Source organism: Glutamicibacter sp. NPDC127525 (genome assembly GCF_042672105.1).
In the GTDB taxonomy this organism is placed as follows: Bacteria; Actinomycetota; Actinomycetes; order Actinomycetales; family Micrococcaceae; genus Glutamicibacter.
Genome location: NZ_JBHXVN010000007.1, coordinates 57,570 through 83,411, shown reverse-complemented (window position 1 = coordinate 83,411; position 25,842 = coordinate 57,570). Strand labels below are relative to the sequence as shown.

Here is a 25,842-nt window from a genome sequence, read left to right as displayed (position 1 = left end):
GGGGCCTCGGGTTCTATCCGCTAGCTGGCAGCTAGTTCTCTTTCGCCGGGTTCTTGCAAGCGCCGCGCACCGGCCGCGGGTTCTCGCGGTCCAGGATTGCCAGCAGCCGTGTGAGTTCGGCACGGTCCTCGTCGCCGAGCTTGTCGAAATAGCCGTCCATGCTCGAACGGCGCAGTTCGGCGAGCTCGCCGAGCTGGGCGCGGCCCGTGGCACTGAGCGCAATCAACGTGGCGCGGCGATCGGCCGGATCGGGGGTGCGCACGACAAGCTCCTTGGCTTCCAGCTGGTCGACTACCTCGGTGGTCGAGCGCGCGGCGATGTGCAGCTGTTCCGCGAGCTGCGAGTTGCGCAGCCCGATCCTATCGGCCCGGGACAGCAAGGTCAGCACCCTCGATTGGTGCGGAGTGATGCCCAGGGGAGTCAAGCTGTCCCTCCATCTGCCGCGAAGCATGCGTGAAGCGTGGAGGAAAAGATCTGCCAAGTCAGGCTTGGGCTCTTCGTTCTGCATATGTTCAAGGATAGTGTGTTTCTGGGAACAATTTCAAGATGCAACCACATAGTGAGGTTCCCTCTGTTATTCTGGACTTGAGAAATCCAGAGGTAGAGGGGGAGTCCATGAGTGCAATGGGAATGCCGGGGCCGCATCCGGGCGGTGGCGGGCAAGGACGGTCCGGCAACGCCGCCCGGGACAAGCAGCGGCTCACCGAGCATCCGGTGTCCCTGGCGCGCATCGCCGCGCTCTTCCGGCCCCATCTGGGATCGGTGATTGCGGTCATGGCGCTGATCGTGGCAGCGTCGGTCATCGGCCTGGCCCAGCCGTTCATCATCCGCGAACTCATTGATGACGCGATTCCCAACAGCAATATCCGATTGCTGCTCTTGGGTGCCGGGGGACTGGTGCTGATCTCCCTGGCTACCGCGATTCTGGAAGTCGTCCAGACCTGGCGGGCAACCCTGATGGGCCAACGCGTCATGCATGGCCTGCGGACCGGGCTGTTCACGCACCTGCAGAAGCAATCCCTGGGATTCTTCACCAACTCGCGCTCAGGGGACGTGCAGTCGCGCCTGGTCAACGACGTGGGGCAGATGCAATCGGTGATTACCAATTCGGCCACGAGCATTGCCTCGAACCTGACCACCGTTGTGGCCACCGCCTGCGCGATGGTGGCGATCTCGTGGAAACTGAGCTTGATCTCATTGGTCGTGCTGCCGCCAGCGGTGCTGCTTGCCAAGCAAACCGCGAAACTGCGCCGCGCCGTGACAGGAAAGCGCCAGCGCGAGATGTCGAACCTGGCTTCGCTGATCGACGAGCGCCTGAGCATCTCGGGGGTCCGTTTGGCCAAGATCATGGGCACTGGAGCCGCTGATGCGGCGGCCTTCGGAGAGTCCAGCCACAAGCTCATCGACCTGGAAATGAAAAGCGCTTTGGCCGGGCGTTGGCGCATGGCCACGATGAGCATCATTTTCGCGGCCATCCCCGCGGTGCTGTACATCGTGGCGGGGCTGCCCGCCACCGGGCAGGGGATGAGCATCGGCACCTTGGTGGCCTTTACCGGGCTGCAGGCCGGAATCTTCCGTCCGGTCATGGGCATGATGCAGATTTCGGTCCAGTGGGTCTCGGCCTTGGCCTTGTTCAGCCGCGTCTTCGAATACCTGGATACGGACCAGGCGCTGCCGGTACCCCAGCGGCCGCGAGCGGTCGAACCCGGGAAGCTGCGTGGCGAAGTGCAATTGCGCAATGTCAGCTTCCGCTACCCCGAGGCGGACCGCGCCACCCTGGAACAGCTGGATTTGACCCTGGAGGCGGGAACAATGACCGCGGTTGTCGGTTCCACCGGTTCGGGAAAGTCCACCCTGGGGTCCTTGCTGCCCCGGCTGCTTGACCCTACCGAGGGCCAGGTATTGCTCGACGGCATTGACCTGAAGGAATTCGACCCTGAAGGCATCGCCCAGGCGGTCTCCGTCGTTGCCCAGGAAAGCTACCTGCTGCATGCTTCGATTCGGGAGAACCTCCTGTGGGCAGCGCCCCAGGCCACCGAGGAAGAGCTCTGGCAGGCGCTGGAAGCCGCGCAGATTGCGCAGCTGGTCCGCAGCCTGCCGCAGGGCCTGGAAACCCAGGTGGGGCAGCGCGGCCACCGTTTCTCCGGTGGCGAGCAGCAGCGGCTGGCCATTGCCCGCACCATGCTGCGCAAACCCAAGGTCTTGGTGCTCGATGAGGCGACCAGTGCCCTGGATACGGTCACCGAAGCTTTGGTGCAGCGGGCGCTGGACGAGCTCGCACTGGGGCGAACCACCTTGCTGATCGCGCACCGGTTGAGCACCGTGATGCGAGCGGACCGCATCGTCGTGCTAGAAGCTGGCCGGATTGCCGAAGCGGGAACTTTTGACGAGCTGGTCCAGCTTGGCGGGCAATTCGCCCAGCTGGTAGCCAAGAGCGAACTGGCCGAAAGGGCCAGCTAGCACTGGCCAGCTTTCAGTCCCTGCTTTTCCAGCGAGGCCAGGATCTTCGGCAGTGCCGATTCCAATGCCGTGCGTTCGGAAGGGCTCAGGGAATCGAAAATGGTTTCACGCACGAAGCTCACGTGGGTTGGCGCGGCTTCCTCAATGGTCTTGCGCCCCTGGGCGGTGAGCGTAATCTGGTGCCCGCGGCGGTCGGTCTCATCTGAGCAGCGGCTGACCAGGCCCTTGGCTTCCATGCGGCGCAGCAGGTGGGAGAGGCGCGAGCGGTCCCAGCGCAATGCGGTCGCCACGTCGGCCGGGCGTAGACTTGGTTCGGTTGTTTCCGAAAGCACAGCCAGCACCGAGTATTCACCGGAGAGCATGTTCGAATCGCGCAGCAGCTGGCGATCCATGCCGCTGGGGAACTGCCAGAGGAACTCGCGTATGGTGCGCCAGAGGTCCTGCTCGCTGTCGGTGAGCCAGCGGGTCTCTTCGCTCTTCATTCTCTTTCCTAACCATGTTGTCCCCATGGGGGACATTCAAAATATTGTTGACGCATCAATCATCTCCTGTATAGTGGAATTTAGCAAGAGAAGATGACGTGTCAACTAAATTGTTGGCCGGAGAACTCCAAGGAGAGCAACTTGTCGAAGATCGCTATCGTTACCGGTTCCACCCGTCCAGGACGTGTCAACCAGGGCGTCGCCCAATGGGTGCTGGCCAGGGCGCAGGAGTTCGGCGGTGCCGACTACGAGCTGGTGGACATCGTCGATTTCAACCTGCCGATGCTCGACGAGCCGTTCCCGGCCGCCTACCAGAACTACCAGAACGGGCACACCAAGGCCTTCGCCGCCAAGATGAGCGAATTCGATGGATACATTTTCATTGTTGGCGAGTACAACCACTCCGTCCAGCCTGCATTGGCCAACGCACTGAGCTACCTGAATGCAGAACTGAACAACAAGGCCGCCGGCATGGTCGGATATGGCTCCGCCATGGGCTCGCGTGCCGTGGAGCACCTGCGCGGGATCCTCTCGGAACTGCAGATCGCCCACGTGCAGAAGACCGGCATGTTCTCGCTATTCTCCGACTTCGAGAACTTCTCGGCTTTCGCTCCGACCGAACGGTCGGCCAACAGCGTGCAGCCCATGCTTGAACAGGTGCTCGCCTGGAGCAAGGCGATGCGCACCGTGCGCGAAGGCGCCACGGTCAACGCCTAGACAGGGTTGAAATCGGCGGGGGAGTGGAAAAGTGCATTGCGCCATTTCCATACCTGCCCAACTGCCATAGTCTCGAGGTGAATGGTTTATGCACGGGACTTCAAAATTCTTTGGAAGGAATGCGATGAGCGAGGAATATTCGACCAAGGGCGCCTACGTCACCGGCGGAGAATTCACCCGGGACACCAACTACATCCAGGACCGCATCGTCGCTGATGCCAGCGCCGAGCACTATGGCGAGGGAAACAGCCACAGCAAGATCGGGCATCCCAACGCGGGGCTTTCGGACGGGTCCCGGCTTTGGCCGGTGGAAGCTGGCCGCTACCATCTGGTCGCAGCCCGCGCGTGCCCCTGGGCCAACCGCACCCTGATCGTTCGCCGCCTGCTGGGCTTGGAAGACGCGCTGTCCGTCGGACTGCCCGGCCCAACCCACGACGCACGCAGCTGGACCTTTGACCTGGACCCCGGGGGCAAGGACCCTGTCCTGGGTACCGAGCGGGTCCAGGAGAACTACTTCAAGCGCTTTGCCGACTATCCACGCGGCATCACCGTGCCGGCAATCGTCGATATCCCCACCGGTGCGGTTGTCACCAATGACTACCCGCAGATCACCTGGGACATGTCCACGCAGTGGAAGGAGTTCCACCGGGAAGGCGCCCCGGACCTCATTGCGCAGGACCAGCTCGATGAGATGCTTCCGCTGATCAAGCGGATTTTCACCGAGGTCAACAACGGCGTCTACCGTGCCGGGTTCGCCGGGGACCAGCAGGCCTACAACGATGCCTACGACCGGTTATTCGCCACCTTGGACTACCTCGAAGATCGGCTGGGCACCCGCCGCTTCCTGATGGGTGATCACATCACCGAGGCCGATGTCCGGCTGTTCACCACGCTGGTGCGATTCGACCCGGTCTATCATGGCCACTTCAAGGCCAACCGCAACAAGCTCATCGACATGCCGAACCTCTGGGGCTATGCGCGGGACTTGTTCCAGACCCCGGGTTTCGGCGACACCATCGACTTCGAGCAGATCAAGGCGCACTACTACGTGGTGCATGAGGACATCAACCCGACCAGGATCATCCCGAAGGGGCCGGAGTTGGCGAACTGGCTCGAAGCGCCGGGCCGAGATGAGCTGGCCGAGAGCGGTCCGTTCCTGAACGGTACAGCACCGGGCGAAGTCCGGGCTGACGAGCGGGTCCAAGCCGGGCACAACCCGTTGTACCCCGCCTAGGAGCGCTGGCGATCCGCCGCGGATCGGCTCAGGAGCCCGCTATTTCGAGGGGTCCTGGGCCGATCTGTCCTATTCGAAATCGAAGCCTTGCCCCTCGCAAGCTTCCTGGAAAGCGGACAAGTCAGTAATTTGGGGATCCCCGGATTCATCGGCGGCCACCGCAGCGCTGATCTGTTCGGTGGAGGCCTTCGCCCCATGATCAGCGGCTTTCTGCATATTCGTTGCGCCGATGCCCTCGGGGTCAACCAAGCCCCCGCCAAAATGCACGCAGGCGGTATGGCCCTGGGGATCGAGTTGGCGCAGCTCGTCAACCGAGGGGCCAGCGCATGCGGACAGGACCAGAACCAGGGTGGCCAGTACAGGCAGGATTTTCTTCACATCCCAATCCTAGGCATGGACCTGGCTGGATGCTGTGATCCATTGTGCAAGTATTCGCTGGCGACATGGCCCAATGCATGGAACCGAGTGCGGGCGTCAACGTGGCAGGATTAAAGCATGACGATCATTGCAGCTGCGGATGGATCAGCCCTAGGAAACCCCGGACCGGCAGGTTGGGCCTGGTACGTGGACCAGGACAACTGGGCCGCTGGCGGTTGGGACCACGGAACCAACAACATGGGGGAGCTCCAAGCGGTGCTCGAACTCTTCCGGGCCACCGAGCACCTGCCAGAAGAAGAACTCAGGATCCTGTGCGATTCGCAGTATGCGATCAACTGCATCAGCAAGTGGATGCCGGGTTGGAAGAAGAAGGGCTGGAAAAAGGCCGACGGCAAACCGGTCTTGAACCAGGACATCCTCAAGGAACTTGACCGGGCCATTGCCGGGCGCAAGTACACCTTCGAGTGGGTCAAGGGCCATGCCGGACATGAGCTGAATGAAGCTGCTGACGGCCATGCGCGTGCGGCTGCGACCGCGCACCAGCAGGGCTCTGCAGTAGAGGCCGGACCGGGCTACACCGCAGTCGGCGGCCCAGCGGCTTCCAAAGCTCCAGCGGCTGAAGATGCCGTGCTGGCACCCGGCGGACAACCCGCCGCCGCACCGGAACCCGGCGTGGACATCGCGGCCACCGTCTTCGAACTGGAACAAGGTTTCCTCGACCCGCAGATCCGCACCAGTTTCGCGGAACTCAACGACTTCCTGCATCCGGGCTACCAGGAAGTGACTCGCCATGGCGGCCTGCTGGATGTGGCCACGGTCCGGGCCATGCTGGAATCCGGGGCGAGCCTGCCCAGTACCGGTGCGGTGCAAGTCCTTGCGGCCCGGGAAGTGGATGCCCAGATGGTGCTGCTCGCGTACCGCATGAAGCCTTCAGAGGGCCCGGTGCTTGTCGTATCTTCCTGGTGGCAGAGCACCGAAGGCGGCCTGAAGCTTCGGTTCCGCCAGGAAACGGTCGAGCAGACCGCATAGAAAACACGCTTAAAGCAGTGATGCCCGCCAAATGGCGGGCATCACTGCTTTAACGGTTTGGGATCAGTACTGTCCCGGGCGGGTTTCGATGACGCCCTTCTTGTAGTTGATCCGGTTGACCAACCAGGTCACGGCCCACAGCAGCACGCCGATGACCAGCAGCAGGCCGGCAATCTCGTACTGGACCCAGTCTTCACGCGAACGAGCCCATGGGCCGGCAAGGAACAGGCAGAAGAACACGCCGAGGATCGGGATGATCGTTGGAGCGCGGAACGCATCGGGTTCCGGCTTGTCGCGGCGCAGCACCAGCAGGGCTACGTTGACTACGGCGAACACGCACAACAACAGCAGCGCGGTCGTGCCGCCCAGCGAGCCGACAATGCTGCTTCCGTTGCTCAAGTTCACGTAGACCACCAAGGCGATGGCCAGCACGGTGCTGAACAGGATCGCGGCCCATGGCGAGCGTCGGGTCGAATGCACCTTGCCCAGGAACTGCGGCAGCACGCCTTGGCGGGCCATGCCGTAGAGCAGGCGGCTAGCCATCAGCATGTTCATCAGCGCGGTGTTGACCACCGCGAAGACGGTCAAGAACGGGAAGATCGCGTCAACTGGCAGGTTCGGCAGGCCGATGCGCACAACATCCAGCAGGATGCCGGCATCCGGGTTCTTCGGGTTCAGCAGATCGCCGGTCGGGATCACCATGATGACCGTGACGGCCACCAGCATGTAGATCAAGGCGCAGATGCCCAGGCCGATGAGCATGATCTTCGGGAAGGTCTTCTTGGGCTTCTTGGTTTCCTCAACCAGGTTCACCGAATCCTCGAAGCCCACCATCGCGAAGAACGCAATGGCAGTACCCATGGTCACGGCGGCGAAGACGCTGCGGTCGGTGGGGGTCTCGAAGACCACCAGGCGGGAAATGTCACCCTGGCCCGAGGCGATCACCGCGAAGCCGATGCCGATGATCGCGGCCATGATGGCCAGCGAAACTATGGTCAGCACGAGGTTGAACTTCACGCTCTCGCCCACGCCGCGGAAGTTGATCACTGCGAGGATCACGATGATCGCAATAGCTGCCCACATGCCCGCTTCCGGGGTGTTGGGAACACCCTCGACAAACTGGCCAATGCCAATGAGCAGGTTGCGCCCCACCAAGGTGGCCGAGGTGGCGGCACTGGTGATGCCCGAGCAAGCCACGGTGAACGCCACCAGGAAGGTGACGAAGTGGATGCCGAATGCCTTGTGGATGTACAAGGCGGCACCGGCCGCGTGCGGGTATTTGGTCACCAGTTCGAGGTAGCTGAAGGCGGTGAGGGTCGCGATCGTGAAAGCGATCAGGAACGGCAGCCAGGCGGCTCCGCCCACCTGGCCGGCAACTTTGCCGGTGATGGCGAAAATTCCGGCGCCGATGATATCGCCCATGATGAGGAATAGCAGCAGCTTCGGGCCAATCACCCTGCGGAGTTCTGTTTCTTTGCCGTCGGTAACGGCCGTGTCACTGTTCACAGTCATGCGATCGAGATCATCTCCTTCAATTTTGTAGGCAAACATTACAACTTTAGGGTCAGCGCATGAAGTGGGCAAACCGGCTTCAAGGCTGGCTCACAGAACTTGGGGTCCAGCGGTAGTGAAATGTCGATTAGTGGCTTAAACAAGCCAATGCTGTGAGCTGACGTACCTATATGCTAGGTGTCGGGTCAGCGTGTGGAACTACCGGGCCATGGGATCGAAGCGGTTAGGGTTAGTTGATGAGAGACAAGCACTTTGAAGGATTTAGATGCAATCGGTGATCACTGAAGAGTTCGCGCCCCTGGCGGAAGCACTAGAGGCGCGAGCCGCTGAGGAAGAAGGCTATTCGGCGCAGCTGGCCGTGTACCACCGCGGCGAATTGGTGCTCAGCCACAGTGTCGGCGAGCACCTCTCTGGTGACGCGCTGACCTGCGTCTTCTCCTGCACCAAGGGCCTGGGCGCGCTGGTCGTGGCACTGCTCGTGCAAGATGGGCTGATCGACCCGAACGCGCCAATTGCAACCTACTGGCCGGAATTCGGCGACAACGGGAAAGCCCAGCTCACCGTCGGCGAGGTGCTCAGCCACCAAGCGGGAGTGCTCGGAGTGCCCGAGGGCGTGCCCAGCGAGATCCTCCTGAACTCCGCCGAATACGCCAAGGTGCTCGCTTCCATGCCAAGCGTCTGGCCGCTGGGCCAGAACATTGTCGGCTACCACGCGATCACCATGGGCGTGCTCATGGAAGAACTGGTACGCCGGGTCACCGGCAAGGAACTGAAAGAAGTCTTCGAGGAGCGCATCCGCAAGCCGCTGGGAGCCGAAGCATACATCGGCCAGGACCCCGCGCTGGAATCGCGCTACCGCGATGTATTGCCGGGCGCTGACGCCGCACCGGAATTCTTCGATCCGTTCTCCCCGGCCGGGCTTTCGGTGAACTCGGCCTCCGGTTTCGCGCTGGAAAGCGGCCCGGTCTACAACTGGCACGAACTGGCCAACGCGCCGCAGGTGCGCGAACTGGGCCCCGCATCCATGGGCGCGGTCGCCAATGCCCAAGGCCTCGCCGCAATCTATGCCGCCTCATTCGGTGCAGTGCCGGCACTGGGCGCCACCCGCGGATTCCTCACCGCCGACACCTGGTCCCAGGTTTCCACCGAGCTGGTCTACGGCCATGACCGGACCAACGGGCTGCTGCAGGCCTTCGCCCTGGGGTTCATGAAGGCCACCGCGCGCAACAACTATGGATCGATTTTCGCCTACGGCCATGACGGTGCGAATTCCTCGCTGGCCTTCGCCGATCCAGCCCACCAGCTGGGCTTCGGTTTCATCCCCTCGCGCAATGAAGGCGTCAAGGAGATCTCCACCGGGGTCAAGCTCAGCCAGCTGGCCCGCCAGCTGATCATGCAGAAGAACATGTCGGCCCAGGCTGCCGGCAGCAACGCGTAGTAAACCCATCGGGAATGGAACGAAGCAGGAGCGAAGTGAAGAAGTTTGTGGCACTAGGTGACTCGTTCACCGAAGGCGTTGGCGATGTGGATCCGACCCGGCCCAACCAGGTCCGCGGCTGGGCGGACCGGGTTTCGGAAGTGCTCTGCGCCGAAGGCGAATGGGAATACGCCAACCTGGCGGTGCGCGGCAAGAAGATCGGGCAGGTGATCAACCAGCAGCTGGACCAGGCGCTCGCACTGGCCCCGGATCTGGTCACCATCTATGCCGGTGGCAATGACATCCTGCGCCCGAAGGCGGACCTGGATGCGCTGATGCGCGGCTATGAAGGCATGGTGCGCCGCTTTGCCGAAGCCGGAAGCGCGGTCGTGCTGTTCACCGGTTTCGACACCGTGGAATCACCGTTGTTCTCCAAGACCCGTCCGCGCACGGCCATTTACAACGAGAAGGTTCGCGAAATCGCGGACGAGTACGGCGCGGTGATCGCCGATTACTGGCGGTGGCGCGAATTCTCCGATCTGCGCTACTGGGCGGTGGATCGGCTGCACATGAACGAGCTGGGCCACACGCTGATGGCCTCGAAGGTCCTTGACGTGCTCGGCACCCATCGGATCACCGAGGGAAACTGGTCCTCCAGGATCCAGCAGCCGTCCCTGCCGGAACTGGCCGTGAACTCGCGCGGCGAAAAGCTGAAGCAGGAATTGGGCTGGGCCAGAGAGCATTTGGCTCCGTGGGTCAAGCGCCGGATCACCGGCACCTCGTCGGGTGATTCCTTGTCAGCGAAATATCCTGATTACATCCGTTTAACTGCCGACGCCAACTGAACGCATTTATGACTTTTCCGGACCCCGCTCCTGTTTGACCTTGGGGGCGGGGCAGGTAACATGGTGGTGTGCTGCAGGTCTCCGGCCGGCAGCGCGCGCCATAGACGGATGGCGGGAGAGTCCCGTTCACACCATGGACGGGCGCCGTAGGAGCAATTCCTCCCCAGGAAACTCTCAGGCACCCGTACCGCCATCATGAGGCAACTCTGGAAAGAAACCGGCCCGTTCCGGTTCACCGAAGGTGCAAGTGCCCGGCTTGGTTTGCTGGATGCGTAAAACTCTCAGGTTATGCAACAGGGATGGGGAGGTAAAAAGACCTTCCTTTGGCATGCGCCAAGACAGATCCCATGGAGATACCAGCACCATGACCATCACGCAGACTTCGGCACGAGCGAATACTGAATTCGTTTCACGCCATATCGGCCCACGTCCTTCCGACGTCACCACCATGCTTCAGACCCTGGGCTACGACAGCCTGGAAGAACTGATCGACACCGCCGTTCCGGCAGACATCCGCCAGGACTCCGCACTGGATATCCCTGATGCTCTGAGCGAAACCGAAGCCCTAGCCCACCTGCGTGCGCTTGCCTCGAAGAACGTCATGAAGACCCAGATGATCGGCCAGGGCTTCTACGACACCATCACCCCAGCTGTGATCCGCCGCAACATCGTGGAAAACCCAGCCTGGTACACCGCTTACACCCCGTACCAGCCGGAAATCTCCCAGGGCCGCCTCGAAGCCCTGCTGAACTTCCAGACCATGGTCATGGACCTGACCGGCCTGCCCATCGCCAACGCGTCGCTGCTGGACGAATCCTCCGCTGCCGCCGAAGCCGTGCTGATGATGCGCCGCGCCAACAAGAAGAAGTCCAAGGGCAAGACCGTGCTGGACTCCAACATCTTCCCGCAGACCCTCAAGGTCGTGCAGGGCCGCGCTGACGCACTGGGCTTCGAAGTCGAGATTGCCGACCTTGCCGCAGGCTTGCCAGAGGGCGAGATCTCCGGCATTGTCCTGCAGCAGCCTGGCAACGACGGCTCGATCGCGGACCACGCTTCGATCATCGCCGCCGCCAAGGAAACCGGCGCCATGGTTACCGTGATCGCCGACCTGCTGGCCCTGACCATGATCACCCCTCCGGGCGAGCAGGGTGCCGATATCGCCGTGGGCCACACCCAGCGATTCGGCGTGCCGCTGTTCTTCGGCGGACCGCACGCTGCCTACATGGCCGTGGCCGATGGCCTGACCCGTTCCATGCCAGGACGCCTGGTAGGCGTTTCGGCCGATGACGCCGGAGTCCCTGCCTACCGCTTGGCCCTGCAGACCCGCGAGCAGCACATCCGCCGCGAAAAGGCCACCTCCAACATCTGCACCGCACAGGCCCTGCTGGCCATCTGCGCTTCGATGTACGCGGTCTACCACGGCCCAGCCGGCCTGAAGCAGATCGCCTCGCGCGCCAACAACCACGCCCGGGTCATCGCCAGCTCGCTGGTTTCAGGCGGCTACACCCTGGCTTCGGATTCCTTCTTCGACACCGTGGTGGTGAACGTCGAGAACGCCGATGCCATCATTGCCAAGGCCATCGAAGCAGGCATCAACCTGCGCAAGGTGGGCGAGACCCAGGTGGGCATCTCCACCGACGAGGCCACCACCTCGGGCGTCGTCAAGACCCTGCTCGAGGTCTTCGGCGCAGAGCTCTCGGCTCCGGAAGGCTTCGAGATCCCGGCCGGGCAGGTGCGCACCAGCGACTTCATGACCCACCCGATCTTCAACACCATCTCCTCCGAAACCCAGATGATGCGCTACCTGCGCCGGCTCTCGGACCGCGACCTGGCCCTGGACCGCACCATGATCCCGCTGGGTTCGTGCACCATGAAGCTGAACTCGGCCGCCGAGATGGAATCCATCACCTGGCCGGAATTCGCCTCGATCCACCCCTACGCGCCTGCAGCGCAGACCGAGGGCTGGCGCGAGCTGATCACCGACCTGGAAGGGCGCCTGACCGCAATCACCGGCTACGCTGGCGTTTCGATCCAGCCCAACGCCGGCTCGCAGGGCGAGTACGCGGGCCTGCTGGCGATCTCGGACTACCACCGTTCGCGCGGCGAAGGCCAGCGCGATCTGTGCCTGATTCCGGCCTCGGCCCACGGCACCAACGCCGCGTCGGCAGTGCTGGCCGGGATGCGCGTGGTGGTCGTGAAGACCGCAGCCGATGGCACCATCGACGCGAATGACCTGGATGCCAAGATCGAGGCCAACAAGGACGTCCTTGCAGCCATCATGATCACCTACCCATCCACCCACGGCGTCTACGACGCGGACGTGCGCGAGGTCTGCGACAAGGTCCACGCCGCCGGCGGCCAGGTGTACATCGATGGCGCGAACATGAACGCCATGGTTGGCTTGGCCCAGCCAGGCAAGTTCGGCGGCGACGTGTCGCACCTGAACCTGCACAAGACCTTCTGCATCCCGCACGGCGGTGGCGGTCCAGGCGTAGGCCCAATAGGCGTTGGCGAGCACCTGCTGCCATTCCTGCCAGGCGATGCTTCGGGCACCTACTCCGAGCGTGATGGCGTGCCGGTGGTGGCGACCGCTTTCGGCTCGGCCGGCGTCCTGCCGATCTCCTGGGCCTACATCGCGATGATGGGCGGGGACGGCTTGACCGAAGCCACCAAGCACGCGATCCTGAACGCGAACTACATTGCCAAGCGCCTGAACGAGCACTTCCCGGTACTGTTCACCGGCAACAAGGACCTGGTTGCCCACGAGTGCATTCTGGACCTGCGTGAACTGACCGCCAAGACCGGGGTCACCGCCGAGGACGTGGCCAAGCGCCTGATCGACTTCGGTTTCCACGCGCCGACCCTGTCCTTCCCTGTGGCAGGCACCCTGATGGTGGAGCCCACCGAATCCGAGGACCTGGCCGAGATCGAGCGCTTCATTGAAGCGATGATCACCATCCGCCAGGAAATGGACGAGGTCCTCTCCGGTGCCTACAGCATCGAGGAATCCCCATTGCGCAACGCTCCGCACACGGTCTCCGCCGTGGTCAACAGCAAGTGGGACCGCAAGTACTCGGTCGAGCAGGCGGCCTTCCCGGTCCCGGCGCTGAAGTTCGACAAGTACTTCCCAACCGTGGGCCGCATCGACGGCGCCGGTGGCGACCGCAACCTGATCTGCTCCTGCCCGGCTCCCGAAGCCTTCGAAGACTAAGGAAGAGTTAGAGATGACTGAGACTACCCAAGCACTCAAGCACACCGCGCTGCACGCGCAGCACGAAGCTCTCGGCGCCAACTTCACCGACTTCGGCGGCTGGGACATGCCGTTGAAGTACGGTTCGGAACTGGCAGAGCACAAGGCCGTGCGCTCCACCGCTGGCCTGTTCGACCTGTCCCACATGGGCGAGGTCTACCTCTCCGGCCCGGAAGCCGGCAAGGCGCTGAACACCGCCCTGGCAGGGAACCTGAGCATCATGAAGGTCGGCAAGGCGAAGTACTCGCTGATCCTTGACGCCGAGGGCAAGATCATCGACGACCTGATCGTCTACCGCCTGGAAGAGGAGAAGTTCCTCGTCGTGCCCAACGCCGGCAACGCCCCGGTGGTTGCCGCCGAGCTGGCTGCCCGCGCCGCCGGCTTCGACGTCGTCGTGGACGACGCTTCGGGCCGCCAGTCGCTGATCGCCGTCCAGGGACCGAACGCCGAGGCAATTGTGCGCAAGCTGGCCGCCGACGAGGCAACCGCCCAGGCGGTCACCGAACTGAAGTACTACGCTGCGGTGAAGGTGGTGCTCGGTGGCATCGACGTGCTGCTGGCCCGCACCGGCTACACCGGCGAAGACGGCTTCGAGCTGATCATCGAAAACGAGGATGCGGCAGCCCTCTGGGAAAAGAGCGTTGACGCCGGCAAGGACCACGAGCTGGTTCCTTGCGGCCTGGCCGCCCGCGACTCGCTGCGCCTTGAAGCCGGCATGCCGCTGTACGGCAACGAGCTGTCCCTGGAACGCACCCCGTTCGATGCCGGATTCGGCCCGGTGGTCTCCTTCAAGAAGGAAGAGGACTTCGTGGGCCGCGAAGCCCTGGAAGCGTTGCGCGGTGCGACCCCGCCACGCAAGCTCGTCGGCCTCAAGGGCCTGGGCAAGCGCGCCGGCCGCGGCGGCTACGCCATCGTCAAGGACGGCGCAACCATCGGTGAAATCACCTCCGGCCAGCCTTCGCCAACCCTGGGCTACCCGGTTGCACTGGGTTATGTCGACGCCGAATTCGGTGCAGTGGGAACCGAGCTGGAGGTAGACCTGCGTGGTAAGACTTTGCCTTTTGTCGTAGTCGAACTGCCGTTCTACACCCGAGCCAAGTAACGTTAAACATCAGTAGGGCTAAGCAAATCGCCCGCTAATTCCCTTGGGAGAGGAAATACCGTGAGTAAAGTTCTTTCGTCATTGCGCTACTCGGCCGAACACGAGTGGATCGATGCATCGTCCCCAGCAAAGATCGGCATCACCCAGGTTGCCGCCGACGCCCTGGGCGACGTGGTCTACGTCGACCTGCCAGAGGTCGGCGACTCCGTTACCGCAGGCGAGACCTGTGGCGAAGTCGAGTCCACCAAGTCGGTTTCCGACCTGTACTCGCCAGTGACCGGCACCATCGTTGCCATCAACGACGAGGCAGTGGACAACCCAGGCATCCTGAACGAAGACCCATACGGTGCCGGCTGGCTGTTCACCGTTGAGGTCGCCGAAGAGGGTCCGCTGCTTTCGGCAGCTGACTACGCAAGCGCGAACGGTGGAAACGTCGAGTAATGAGCAACCAGACTTTTGAATCCGTTGCCGCTGCAACGTTGACCCAGTCGCTGGCTTCGCTGGATCCGGAGATCGCGCAGCGTATTGACGCTGAGCTGGCTCGCCAGCAGCGCGGCCTGGAAATGATCGCTTCGGAGAACCACACTGCGCAAGCAATCATGCAGGCGCAGGGTTCGGTACTGACCAACAAGTATGCCGAGGGCTACCCGGGCCGCCGCTACTATGGCGGTTGCGAGGAAGTTGATGTCATCGAGACGCTGGCGATCGAGCGGCTCAAGGACTTGTTCGGGGCGAAGTTCGCCAACGTGCAGCCGCATTCCGGTGCGCAGGCTAACGCGTCGGTGTACCACGCGCTGGTGCGCCCGGGCGATACCGTGCTGGGGCTGAACCTGAACCACGGTGGCCACCTGACCCACGGCATGAAGCTGAACTTCTCGGGCCGCTTGTTCAACATCGTTCCTTACGGTGTGGACGAGGAAACCTATGAAGTGGACATGGACGAGGTGGAGCGCCTTGCCATCGAGAACCAGCCGAAGATGATTGTTGCTGGCTGGTCGGCGTATCCGCGCCAGCTGGATTTCCAGCGCTTCCGCGAAATCGCGGACAAGGTCGGCGCGTACCTGTTCGTGGATATGGCGCACTTCGCTGGCCTGGTGGCAACCGGGTTGCATCCTTCGCCGGTCCCGCACGCTCACGTGGTGACTTCCACGACGCATAAGACGCTTGCTGGTCCTCGTGGCGGCATTATTCTCTCGAATGATGCGGAGATCGCGAAGAAGCTGAACTCGGCGGTGTTCCCTGGCCAGCAGGGTGGTCCGTTGGAGCACGTGATTGCTGGCAAGGCGGTGGCTTTCAAGATTGCCGCTTCGCCGGAGTTCAAGGAGCGCCAGGAGCGGACCTTGGCTGGTGCCCGCATCTTGGCTGAGCGCTTGACCCAGGAAGATGTTGTGGCCAAGGGCATCAGCGTTTTGACTGGTGGCACGGATGTTCACATGGTGCTCGTTGACTTGCGTAATAGCGAGTTGGATGGGCAGCAGGGTGAGGATCTTTTGGCTCAGGTGGAGATCACGGTGAACCGCAATTCGGTGCCGTTTGATCCTCGTCCGCCGATGGTGACTTCGGGGTTGCGTATTGGCACCCCGGCGTTGGCTACCCGTGGTTTCTCGGAGGCTGCGTTCGCTGAGGTTGCGGAGATCATTGCACAGACATTGATTGCTGGTGCTGAGGGTAATACGGCGGTGTTGCCGGAGCTGAAGGATCGTGTTCTGCAGCTTGCCGCGGCCCACCCGCTGTACCCGGAACTGGCTAAGGTTTCCGAGTAGCATCATCTGATTAGGATGTGGGCCCGGAAGGTGGAAATACTCGCTTTTCGGGCCCGCGGTCTTTCAACATCCAGAGGTCCAGGCGCTGCACGGTACGTGCGGTGGCCGCAAGCCTCTGGAACCACACTCCACAGATCCGGGACAGAAGCTCTCGGATTACCCAAGTTCTAAGGATGTGACCCGCTATGGCGGTTAGCGTATTCGATCTTTTCTCGGTTGGCATCGGACCGTCTTCCAGCCATACCGTGGGACCAATGCGTGCAGCACACGCATTCATTGCCCAAGTAATCCGAGAAGGCCAACTGGACGCACTGGAAAATATCCGTGTTGATGTCTACGGATCCCTGGCCGCTACCGGACGCGGCCACGGCACCTTCACTGCCATCATGCTGGGGCTTGAAGGCTTCGAACCTGAAACCGTGCTGCCATCACAGGTCGATGACCGCCTGGCGGACATGGAAGCCACTGGAATCCTCCACCTGGCCGAACAGCTGGATCAGCGCAAAGACCTGAACTACAAGGTCGAAGACATGATCCAGCATCCGCTCACCGTACTGCCGCGCCACACCAACGGCGTGAAGTTCATTGCCCTCGACGCTGACGGCAACGAAATCGCCAACGAGACCTTCTTCTCCGTAGGCGGCGGCTTCATCGTGCGCGAAGGCGCCGAAGACCGCATCGAGAAGAACCTCGAAGAGAAGCTGAACAAGCAGCCCTATCCCTTCACCACGGCAGCCAAGCTGCTGGAACATGTGAAGGAAACCGGCCTGTCCATTGCCGACATCATGATGGCCAACGAAATGGCCTACCGGTCCCGCGACGAGATCCGCAACGGCCTGGTCCACATCTACGAAGTGATGGAAGACTGCAAGGATTCCGCGCTGGAACGCACCGGAGTGCTGCCCGGCGGCCTGAAAGTTCGCCGCCGTGCGCCGGAATGGCATGAACGCCTGCGCAAGGAAGACAAGGACCGGGATCCGGTCTACTGGCAGGAATGGATCAACCTCGTTGCGCTGGCCGTCAATGAGGAGAACGCCTCCGGCGGACGCGTGGTCACCGCTCCAACCAACGGCGCAGCGGGCATCATCCCGGCCGTGCTGTTCTACGCCACCCACTACGCACCGGGCGCAAAGTACTGGAATGAGGAGGAAAAACACGACGCTGTCGTACGCTTCCTGCTCACCGCTGGTGCCGTCGGCGTGCTGTACAAGGAGCAGGCATCGATCTCCGGCGCCGAAGTCGGCTGCCAGGGCGAAGTCGGTTCGGCATCATCGATGGCTGCTGGCGGCCTGGCCGAAATTCTTGGCGGCACCCCAGCGCAGGTAGAGAACGCAGCGGAAATCGCCATGGAACACAACCTTGGCCTGACCTGCGACCCGATCGGCGGACTGGTCCAGATCCCTTGCATCGAACGCAACGCCATCGCTGCTTCCAAGGCAGTGAACGCGGCGAAGATGGCGCTGATGGGCGACGGCGAACACCACGTCACCTTGGATGAAGTCATTATCACCATGCGCGAAACCGGCAAGGACATGAGCGACAAGTACAAGGAAACTGCGATGGGCGGCCTGGCCGTCAACGTGGTGGAATGCTGATTTCCCAGTAACGCATGACCCAGTTCGGGAGGCCTGCACTGCGGGTCTCCCGAACTGTTTAAATGTGATCTTGGCCCCCAAGTCCGGCAATTCCCAGCCATAGCTGATAGAACTGGGACTAGGCCCAATGCGCGCTAGCGCAAACCAGTTTCGAGGAGGTGAGTGTCGTGGAAGACAGTTCTAGTCGATCTATGCACACGAACTCACCCGGACGCTCGTAGCCGAATCAGCCGAATCTGGCAGCATCCTGCCATGGGATCCCAACGAGTTCGTGACTCTTGTACATGTCACCGGCGCCTGGTCCTGCACGCAAATACTGACTGATTTATCTCCCTGTATTCATGGGGTGATCAAGCGGTGAGAAGTTGCTGGCAGGCTTGTATTCACGCGCCAAATGAACCATTTGGACCAAAATCATGTTTTCTCCAGAAAAGGTAGACTTCTCTACTATTTCGCGAGCCTTGCGCTCCCATCTCAATCACGCAGAATTCCAGCTCGCGGCAGGGCTGCTGGGCGGTCTGCACATCGCCGAGACCATTGAGCACCTCGAAGCACTGGATGCCACCGAGGCTGCCCTGGCCTACCGGCTGCTGGACAAGCAGGCCGCGGTACTGGTCTTCCAGGAACTCGACGCCCCGGTGCAAGCCGACCTGGTACGGGCGCTGCAGTCGCAGACCGTCATCGATGCCTTCGCCCAACTCCCCGCCGCGGGACGGGTAGCGCTGCTCGATGAACTGCCAGCGATCGTGGCCACGAAACTGCTGGCAGGGCTGCCGAAGGCCAAGCGCCAGGAAACCGGAATCCTGCTGGGATATCCGGAATCAAGCACCGGCAGGGCGATGTCCCCGGATTTCATCTCCACCCACCCGCAGCTGTCTGTGGCCGAAACCCTGGAACGCATCAGCGCACGTCTCGGGAACTGCGAGAACGCGCAGCACATCCTGGTGATCGATGATGAACGCCGGCTGCTTGGCACCATCAAGCTCAGCGAGCTGCTCACCGAGCCGGCCGGGTCAACGATCGGAGAACTGTGCACCCAGAGCCCGGTCGTCCAAGCCTGCGAGCCGGAGACGAGCGCGGCACGCGTGGTGGTGGATCGGAAGGCAGGGATGCTCCCGGTGCTTGATCGGGAAGATCGCCTGCTGGGAGTGCTGACCTTGCCCATGGCGATCGGGATCCTGGAGGATGCCGAAGAGCGCCGCTCCGCGTACGGCTCCGGAACGGATCCGCTCTTCCGCCCTTACCTGGGGACGCCATTGCGCCACCTGGTGAAGGCGCGCGTCATCTGGCTGCTGGTCCTGGCTATCGGCGCCACCTTGACGGTCAAGGTGCTGTCCAGTTTCGAGCAGACACTGGAGTCGATGGTGGTGCTCAGCTTGTTCATCCCCTTGATCGTGGGCATTGGCGGGAACACCGGCAACCAGGCGGCGACCACTGTCACCCGTGCGCTGGCCATGGGGGACGTGCGGGGAAGCGACTTCTGGCGGGTGCTGATGCGCGAGGTGCGAATCGGAGCGGTCCTGGGACTGTGCCTGGGCGCCATAGCGCTGGTGGTGGCCGGGAGCATTTTCGAACTGCGCATCGGATTGGTGATAGGCATCAGCCTGGTGGCGCTGTGCAGCATTGCTGCCGCTGTCGGAGGGGTGATGCCGATCATCGGTAAATACTTCAAGGTTGATCCTGCGGTATTTTCCAACCCCTTCATTTCAACCTTCGTGGATGCCGCCGGGCTGATCGTCTACCTGTCGGTGGCCGTGCTGATTCTTGGATAGCCTGCAGCTGCACTGGGGTGCGCGGAATAAATTCGCGCACCCCAGTGTCGTAACAGGTATGCCTCATAGCAAGCTCTTTACTGAATTTACCGTCCCAGCCAGAAGCGGAGAAGGCCTGAAGCTTCGCAACCGCGTCGTGCTTCCGCCGATGTGCCAGTATTCCGTGGAAAAACGCGACGGCGTTCCAACGACCTGGCACTTGGCTCATCTGGGTTCCATGGCCCATGGCGGATACTCCTTGGTGATCGCCGAAGCAACTGCGGTGGCAGCTGAAGGCAGGATCTCGGATCGCGATACCGGCCTGTGGAATGACGAGCAGGCCGAAGCTTGGAAACCGATTGCCCAATATATCCGCTCCCATGGGGCAGCCGCCGGCGTGCAGCTGGCGCACGCCGGAGCCAAGGCATCGACCTATGGCTGGCTCAAGGATCTTGAAGACGCTGGAAAATCCGGCAGCATCAGCGCGGACGATGGCGGCTGGGAAACCTTCACTTCCTCGCCCAGCGAGCTCTACGGGCTGAAGCCAGCTACCGCGATGAGCGTGGAACAGATCCAGGCATCGGTGCAGGACTGGGCTGATGCGGCCAAGCGTGCCGACGCGGCCGGATTCGACCTGATCCAGATCCATGCCGCGCACGGCTACCTGGTGCACCAATTCCTGTCGCCGCTGACCAATAAGCGCACCGACGAATACGGTGGCAGCTTCGAGAACCGCACTCGATACCTGCGTGAAGTCATCGAGGCAGTGGCTGCCGTGTGGCCGGAAAACAAGGCCCTGGGCATTCGCTTCTCCGGAGAAGACTGGGTGGACGATGGATGGAGCATTGCTGACACCGTTCGGATCGCCAAGGAACTCTACGGCTACGGTGTGCGCCACTTCGACCTCTCCAGTGCAGGAATTGGCAAGTTCAACGGACCGTCTGGTCCGGGCTACCAAGTGCCGTTGGCTCAGGCAGTGAAGGAAGCGCTGCCCCAGGATGCCTTCGTTACCGCGGTCGGCGTCATCACCGAGCCGATGCAGGCAGAGCAGATCGTCGTGACCGGGCAAGCGGACGGCGTCTGCGTTGGGCGCGCTGCACTGGGCGATCCGCAGTGGGCTAACCGTTCGGCGCAGGAGTTGGGTGCACCGATGGCATTCCCCGCCCAATACTGGCGCGGCCGCTGGTAAACGCAAGTTGCCATGCTGATTTCATCCAAACAACGACATAGTTTCTGGTTACCTCTTCCAGCCACTGAATAGTGATGTTAGGTTAGTGCCACGGATCTAGTCGCACCGCGGCCAAGGGTCGCGTGCGGAAGGGAGTCAGCATGGCACTACGCGCGGATTCTAATGGAATCGACGCTTCGCTCTACCGGAGAAACGGCTCGTGGAGCACAGCTCTCGTGGATGCATCGTTGGGAACCACTGCCGCCCAGGAAGCAGCAGATCGGCTTCCGGACGAGGTAGCCAAGCTGCTCAAGAGCCAGCAGGCGCAGCCCAGCGATGTCCAAGTACTGATCGGCGCACTGGAGCCAGCCCAGGGACTGCGAGCACCGGTAGCACGGTTCGTAGCTGTTCATGACGGTGAAATCGTCCTGAACGAAATCATCCCAGGCCTCAAGGTCCAAACTTCATCGGTTGATGTGGGTCCGTTCCCGAACTTCACGGCGCTGGCCCGCGCCCGTGGCGGATCGTTCTCCTACCTCGTAGCTGAAGTCAGCAAGGACGGAGGCGAGGTGCACCTCTACAATACGGCGTCACCTGAACGCCTGGGCAGCCGTGGCATCGTCGGGTTGCCCGAGGAAATCCACCATGCACGCAAGGTGCCCGGGGAATACGACCAGCCCAAGGCGCAGGCCGCCGCCGATGAGATGGCTCGTCGAAACGCTGACGAAGTTGCCGAGCTGATCAGTGAAATGTCCAACGAGAACTACGTCCGCCTGATCATTCTTTCGGGCGACATCAAGGCTCGTGAACTAGTGCTCGGGGCAGTACCCGTGGCGCTCAAGGACTATGTAGAAGTCATCGACTCGCATACGCGCACCGGGGGTGCGGACACCAAGCAAGTCGATGCCCAAATCACCAAGCTTGTAGAGGAAGTGAAAGCCAAGTCCCTGGCTGAATTGGAATCGAAGATCGCTGCGCAGTCCGGCAACGGCAAAGCGCAGCTTGCTGTCGGTCTCGATGAAGTTGTCACTGCGCTCCAATCGGCGCAAGCCGAAATGGTGCTGGTTGGACAGTACCAAAGCGAGCATACCCTTCGCGCCTTGAGCGCCGAACCATGGATTGCCCATCAGGACGGAGATGACCATGCAGAGTTGGTCGTCGGGGAATGGCCGGCGCCAGAAGTGCTCCTGCGGGCCACTGCGCTGACCGATGCCAGCATTCGCTATGTACCGGATTCGGTGATTCCTGGCGGTGCAGGAATCGCAGCCTTGCTGCGCTGGGCCAAATCCTGAACAGTTCATTAGAAGAAACGATCCGCCCAGGAAATCCTGCGCGGATCGTTTTTTGCGTTCCAGCTATCTGGTGCCTAGCGATCTGACGGGCCGGCTGCCGGGGGAGCCGGTGGGGAAACTTCTTAACCGTGATCGGAGTTCTGCTGCTGTCCAGGCTGGTAGGCCGGAGGAGCCCAGTAGGCCTGGCTAGGGTGAACCGGTGGCTGGTTCATCTGCCAAGGCTGCAGCATCGGACGGCGCTCTGCTGCTGGAATCGGGCCTGCCGTACGCGCAATGCCTTGCCTGTCTGCCAGCTTCACCAGCACGAAGGTCAATAGGGCCATGAAGCACACCGAGAAGACCAGCGAGACCGGGTTGGATTCCGTGGCGTTCAGATCAACTACGCCCATTGCACCGAGCAGGAACAAGAAGGTGTTGTTGATGATGTGCATCGCCATCGCTGTTTCAAGGCCACCGGTGCGCCAGGTCAGATAGCCTGCCGCGATAGCGAACGCCGCCACATCGAGAAGCCCCCAGACATCGTAGAGATGGCCGATGGTGAAGAAGGGAACTGGAAGCAGGATGGCGAACAGTGGATGCTTCAGCCAGCTGCCGATGACCTGCATGAACGCGCCACGGAAAACAAGCTCTTCAGCTGCGCACTGGAAGGGCGTCAAGAGGATCACCAGCAGGGCATAGAACAGCGGATCGGCCGGCAGGCTGCTCGCCGGCACGGGTTCGGACTCGCCAATGCCCAAGGCGCCCAACCCGAAACTCAGCCCGAAATACACTGCGAACAAGATGGCGCTGGCACCCAACGTCAGGCCGAACCAGCGCCAGCGCAATTTGCCGGCGACCGATATCAGCAAGCCGACAGGCTTGGGCCCGATGAGCAAGTAGGCGAGGTAGACCGCCGGGATCATGATGATCAGGGAGACCATGGTCATCGAGAAGTCCGTCGCCGTGGCCATGTTCAGGGTTGGATCCATGAGGAACTGATCGGGAGCGTCATCTGGATTCTCCGCAGCCCACGTCAGCGGGTTCATGATCAATGCGATGAACATCGCCAGTATGGCGATGAGCAATGCCGCGCCGTAGAAGCCAATGCCGATGCCGGTGAACGCCAGCGGCCTCCACCAGCGGTAGTTCTCACTGCGTCTCATTAGGCGATGGAACGAATAGTTCATCTCACCCTCGGCGCCTTGCGGCAAGGGTGGCTGGTTCATTGGCAAGCTCATGGCTCAATTCTCCCGTTCCGCAGTGTTTGAAGGTATGAACCTTACGGAGGATTTATCGGGTCATCCTTTTGAATATCCAGGACCAGCTCTTCGCAACGCGGTCGGCATCCAAGGCAAACTCCAAGGGGCTAGCTCTTACACTTGGAAAGAACGATTCGCCTTCTTTGATTTGGAGCAGCACCACGTGGGCCATCATCACCATGACGAACCGATTTTGCAGGATCCCCGGCGCCGGCGGCGTGCCTCGATCATCTTATGGGCGCTGCTTGCGCCTATCGGCGCCCTGGCCCTGGTCATGGTCATCTTGTTGTGGCCGCAAGGCAACTACGACAAGTTTGCCCTGAACGGAGCCATGGACACTACCGGTGGCGCAACGATGGAAGTGGGCACTGTCACGCGCAGCACAGTCCAGGACTGCCCGTCTTCCCAAGGGTTGGAAGAAGTTGGTGGCAAGGTTCTCGAATGCCAAGTAACCTACGTGATGCCCGAATCCGGTGGCGCGGAAATCCAATTGGAAATCCCACCGGAAATGCTGCAATCACGTGATGCGCGCGCGGGCGACAGCATTCGATACCTTGATCTCTCCGCGGTGGACACCACCAGCGGCAGCCCGTACGTATTCGTTGACTTCGTGCGCACTTTGCCCATGGCACTGCTGGCCATCGCCTATGGCGTGGTCGTGGTGCTGGTCGCCGGATGGCGCGGCACGCGGGCGATGATCGGCCTGGTCGGTGGCATCGCCTTCATGATCATCTTCATGGTTCCGGCCTTGCTTGAAGGCGGCAATCCGGTCCTGGTGGGACTCACTGGTTCTACCGCCATCATGTTTGTCGCGTTGTATTTCGCCCATGGGCTGAACGCGAAAACATCCACAGCGCTGCTGGGAACGCTCTTTGGCCTAGCGGTGACCGCGGCGATGGTGCTTTGGTTGACCGATGCTGCCGCTTTGACTGGAGCCAACGATGAATCGGCTATCACCCTATCGACGGTGGCCCCGCAAATTTCCCTGCCCGGCTTGCTGATCTGCGGCGTGCTGGTTGGCGGCATGGGTGTGCTCAATGACGTGACAATTACGCAGTCGGCCACCGTCTGGGAACTGGCAGAGAGCACGCCCAAGGCCTCGGCCAGGGAACTGTTCTTCCGCGGCATGCGCATCGGCCGGGACCATATCGCTTCGACCGTCTACACCATCGCCTTCGCCTACGCCGGTGCGGCCCTGCCGGTGCTGGCCATTGCGGCGCTGAGCAACCAGAGCTTCGGGGTCACCCTCGGCTCCGGCGCCATGGCTGAAGAGGTCATCCGAATCCTGATTGGTTCCATCGGATTGGTATTGGCGATCCCGGTAACCACCGCCATTGCAGTGATGGTGGTGAAAGCTACCGGCACCGGCGGTGCCCACGGCAAGCGGGCTTTGCAGAGTGTAACCTCCGACTCCTAGGTGCGAACCATTCTCATATGTAATGTAGAATAGTTCTCAATAGCGATCCGACTTAGATGGAGACCACCATGAAGAACTACCGCTCGCTGCTCGCAGCTGCCGTCGCCCTGCCCGCTGCCGGACTGATCCTTGCCGGATGCGGTAGCGCCACAGGAAGCGAATCGAAGGAAGCGGAATCTGCAGAGATCAGCGTAGTGGCCACGACGAACGTCTACGGACAGATCGCCCGTGCCATTGGCGGAGATAGCGTGGAGGTCAGCGAGATCATCACTTCGGCCGCACAGGATCCGCACTCCTATGAGCCAACCGCACGCGACAAGCTTGCGATCTCCAGCGCGGACCTGGTCCTTGCCAATGGCGGCGGATATGACCAATTCATGGACTCTCTCGTTTCTTCGCTACCGGAAGGCAAGTCTGGAGAGATCACGCTCATGCACGCTGTGGACTCCTCGCCGGTAGCTGCGGAATCCGAAGAGGCCGGGCATGAGGGCGAAAGTGCCGAGGAGCATGCACAGCACGCTGATGAGGGCGGCCATGAGGGCGAAAGCGCCGAGGAGCATGCGCAGCACGCTGATGAGGGCGGCCATGAGGGCGAAAGCGCCGAGGAGCATGCGCAGCACGCTGAAGAGGGCGGCCATGAGGGCCACGACCACGCGGGCTACAACGAGCACATCTGGTACGACCTGGATTCCATGGGTGAACTTGCTGATGCACTGGCCGAGTCCTTCGCCAAGGCCGATACCGCCAACGCGGATCAGTACAAGCAGAACGCAGCAGCCTTCAACGAAGGGATCGTGAAACTCGAAGCCCAGCTCGAAACCGCCAAGCTGGATGGCAAGAGCTTCATGATGACCGAGCCGGTTCCATTCCACTTGCTGGAAGCAGCCGGCATGGAGAACACCACTCCTGAAGGGCTGAGCGAAGCCATCGAAGAGGGCGAGGGCATTGCGCCGATGACCATGAAGAAGGCTGAAGACAAGCTCGTTGCTGGCGACGCTGACATGCTTGCCTACAACGTGCAGACCGAAGGCAGCGAAACCAAGGCGCTGAAGAAGAACGCTGAGCGGGGACAGGTACCTGTAGTCGACTTTGCAGAAACCATTCAGGATGATTCCAGCTACCTCGAATGGATGGAATCCAACATTTCCGACTTGGCTTCCGCAATCAACGGCTAAACCTACGTAAACTAAAT

21 protein-coding genes and 1 riboswitch are annotated in these 25,842 nt (G+C 61.6%); of the genes, 16 read left to right on the top strand and 5 right to left on the bottom strand.

The window, feature by feature from the left end:
- Nucleotides 1-31: 31 nt before the first annotated feature.
- Nucleotides 32-424 (bottom strand): MarR family winged helix-turn-helix transcriptional regulator, encoded by a 393-nt coding sequence (locus ACFVHU_RS15500; RefSeq protein ID WP_181148955.1) that lies wholly within the window; start codon nt 422-424, stop codon nt 32-34.
- A gap of 191 nt (nt 425-615) precedes the next feature.
- On the opposite strand from ACFVHU_RS15500, the gene ACFVHU_RS15495 reads away from it, so the two are divergent.
- The gene (locus tag ACFVHU_RS15495) at nt 616-2,460 is read left to right on the top strand and encodes an ABC transporter ATP-binding protein (protein ID WP_105659083.1); all 1,845 of its coding nucleotides are present in this window, start codon (nt 616-618) and stop codon (nt 2,458-2,460) included.
- Here ACFVHU_RS15495 and ACFVHU_RS15490 read toward each other — a convergent pair.
- Nucleotides 2,457-2,942, bottom strand: coding sequence for a MarR family winged helix-turn-helix transcriptional regulator (locus ACFVHU_RS15490; protein WP_388025224.1), 486 nt, complete (start codon nt 2,940-2,942; stop codon nt 2,457-2,459). The genes ACFVHU_RS15495 and ACFVHU_RS15490 overlap by 4 nt on opposite strands.
- 141 nt (nt 2,943-3,083) lie before the next feature.
- Here ACFVHU_RS15490 and ACFVHU_RS15485 point away from each other — a divergent pair, with 141 nt between their 5' ends.
- On the top strand, nt 3,084-3,659 hold the full coding sequence (locus ACFVHU_RS15485; RefSeq protein WP_133834851.1) for an NADPH-dependent FMN reductase: 576 nt from the start codon (nt 3,084-3,086) through the stop codon (nt 3,657-3,659).
- Between the two features lie 124 nt (nt 3,660-3,783).
- A complete protein-coding gene (locus ACFVHU_RS15480) occupies nt 3,784-4,893 on the top strand; it encodes a glutathione S-transferase C-terminal domain-containing protein (protein WP_332731741.1) in 1,110 nt (369 codons plus the stop codon).
- A 69-nt stretch (nt 4,894-4,962) separates the two neighbouring features.
- Here the strand turns inward: ACFVHU_RS15480 and ACFVHU_RS15475 are convergent, their stop codons facing one another.
- Complete coding sequence (locus ACFVHU_RS15475) at nt 4,963-5,271, bottom strand: hypothetical protein (RefSeq protein ID WP_388025222.1); 309 nt, start codon at nt 5,269-5,271, stop codon at nt 4,963-4,965.
- Between the two features lie 117 nt (nt 5,272-5,388).
- Between ACFVHU_RS15475 and ACFVHU_RS15470 the strand changes: the two genes are divergently transcribed.
- The gene (locus tag ACFVHU_RS15470; RefSeq protein WP_388025221.1) at nt 5,389-6,300 is read left to right on the top strand and encodes an RNase H family protein; all 912 of its coding nucleotides are present in this window, start codon (nt 5,389-5,391) and stop codon (nt 6,298-6,300) included.
- A 63-nt stretch (nt 6,301-6,363) separates the two neighbouring features.
- On the opposite strand, the gene ACFVHU_RS15465 is transcribed toward ACFVHU_RS15470, so the two are convergent.
- Entirely contained in the window at nt 6,364-7,812 is a 1,449-nt protein-coding gene (locus ACFVHU_RS15465; protein WP_388025219.1) for an APC family permease, read from the bottom strand.
- Nucleotides 7,813-8,077: 265 nt separating this feature from the next.
- On the opposite strand from ACFVHU_RS15465, the gene ACFVHU_RS15460 reads away from it, so the two are divergent.
- From ACFVHU_RS15460 to ACFVHU_RS15415, 10 genes are all read left to right on the top strand, one after another.
- Nucleotides 8,078-9,250, top strand: coding sequence for a serine hydrolase domain-containing protein (locus ACFVHU_RS15460; RefSeq protein ID WP_388025217.1), 1,173 nt, complete (start codon nt 8,078-8,080; stop codon nt 9,248-9,250).
- 35 nt (nt 9,251-9,285) lie between these two features.
- Complete coding sequence (locus ACFVHU_RS15455) at nt 9,286-10,074, top strand: SGNH/GDSL hydrolase family protein (protein WP_365943138.1); 789 nt, start codon at nt 9,286-9,288, stop codon at nt 10,072-10,074.
- Nucleotides 10,075-10,176: 102 nt separating this feature from the next.
- Nucleotides 10,177-10,274, top strand: a riboswitch (glycine riboswitch).
- Nucleotides 10,275-10,438: 164 nt separating this feature from the next.
- Nucleotides 10,439-13,285 (top strand): aminomethyl-transferring glycine dehydrogenase, encoded by a 2,847-nt coding sequence (gene gcvP, locus ACFVHU_RS15450; RefSeq protein WP_388025215.1) that lies wholly within the window; start codon nt 10,439-10,441, stop codon nt 13,283-13,285.
- A gap of 13 nt (nt 13,286-13,298) precedes the next feature.
- Nucleotides 13,299-14,426, top strand: a complete 1,128-nt coding sequence (gcvT, locus tag ACFVHU_RS15445) for a glycine cleavage system aminomethyltransferase GcvT (RefSeq protein ID WP_105659074.1) — start codon at nt 13,299-13,301, stop codon at nt 14,424-14,426.
- A 60-nt stretch (nt 14,427-14,486) separates the two neighbouring features.
- On the top strand, nt 14,487-14,867 hold the full coding sequence (gcvH, locus tag ACFVHU_RS15440) for a glycine cleavage system protein GcvH (RefSeq protein WP_105659073.1): 381 nt from the start codon (nt 14,487-14,489) through the stop codon (nt 14,865-14,867).
- On the top strand, nt 14,867-16,189 hold the full coding sequence (gene glyA, locus ACFVHU_RS15435; RefSeq protein ID WP_388025213.1) for a serine hydroxymethyltransferase: 1,323 nt from the start codon (nt 14,867-14,869) through the stop codon (nt 16,187-16,189). Before gcvH ends, glyA begins: the two co-directional genes overlap by 1 nt.
- Nucleotides 16,190-16,374: 185 nt before the next feature.
- On the top strand, nt 16,375-17,784 hold the full coding sequence (locus ACFVHU_RS15430; protein WP_105657073.1) for an L-serine ammonia-lyase: 1,410 nt from the start codon (nt 16,375-16,377) through the stop codon (nt 17,782-17,784).
- A 416-nt stretch (nt 17,785-18,200) separates the two neighbouring features.
- Entirely contained in the window at nt 18,201-19,556 is a 1,356-nt protein-coding gene (gene mgtE / locus ACFVHU_RS15425) for a magnesium transporter (RefSeq protein ID WP_388025211.1), read from the top strand.
- 58 nt (nt 19,557-19,614) lie between these two features.
- Nucleotides 19,615-20,724, top strand: coding sequence for an NADH:flavin oxidoreductase/NADH oxidase (locus ACFVHU_RS15420; RefSeq protein ID WP_332485866.1), 1,110 nt, complete (start codon nt 19,615-19,617; stop codon nt 20,722-20,724).
- A gap of 140 nt (nt 20,725-20,864) precedes the next feature.
- Entirely contained in the window at nt 20,865-21,995 is a 1,131-nt protein-coding gene (locus ACFVHU_RS15415; protein ID WP_388025209.1) for a hypothetical protein, read from the top strand.
- A 122-nt stretch (nt 21,996-22,117) separates the two neighbouring features.
- Here the strand turns inward: ACFVHU_RS15415 and ACFVHU_RS15410 are convergent, their stop codons facing one another.
- Nucleotides 22,118-23,137 (bottom strand): CPBP family intramembrane glutamic endopeptidase, encoded by a 1,020-nt coding sequence (locus ACFVHU_RS15410; RefSeq protein ID WP_388025207.1) that lies wholly within the window; start codon nt 23,135-23,137, stop codon nt 22,118-22,120.
- 259 nt (nt 23,138-23,396) lie between these two features.
- Between ACFVHU_RS15410 and ACFVHU_RS15405 the strand changes: the two genes are divergently transcribed.
- Together ACFVHU_RS15405 and ACFVHU_RS15400 are read left to right on the top strand one after the other, a co-directional pair.
- Entirely contained in the window at nt 23,397-24,650 is a 1,254-nt protein-coding gene (locus tag ACFVHU_RS15405) for a YibE/F family protein (protein WP_105657068.1), read from the top strand.
- Between the two features lie 68 nt (nt 24,651-24,718).
- Nucleotides 24,719-25,825: a metal ABC transporter solute-binding protein, Zn/Mn family gene (locus ACFVHU_RS15400; protein WP_388025205.1), complete on the top strand. Its 1,107-nt coding sequence runs from the start codon at nt 24,719-24,721 to the stop codon at nt 25,823-25,825.
- The last annotated feature ends 17 nt before the right edge of the window (nt 25,826-25,842 follow it).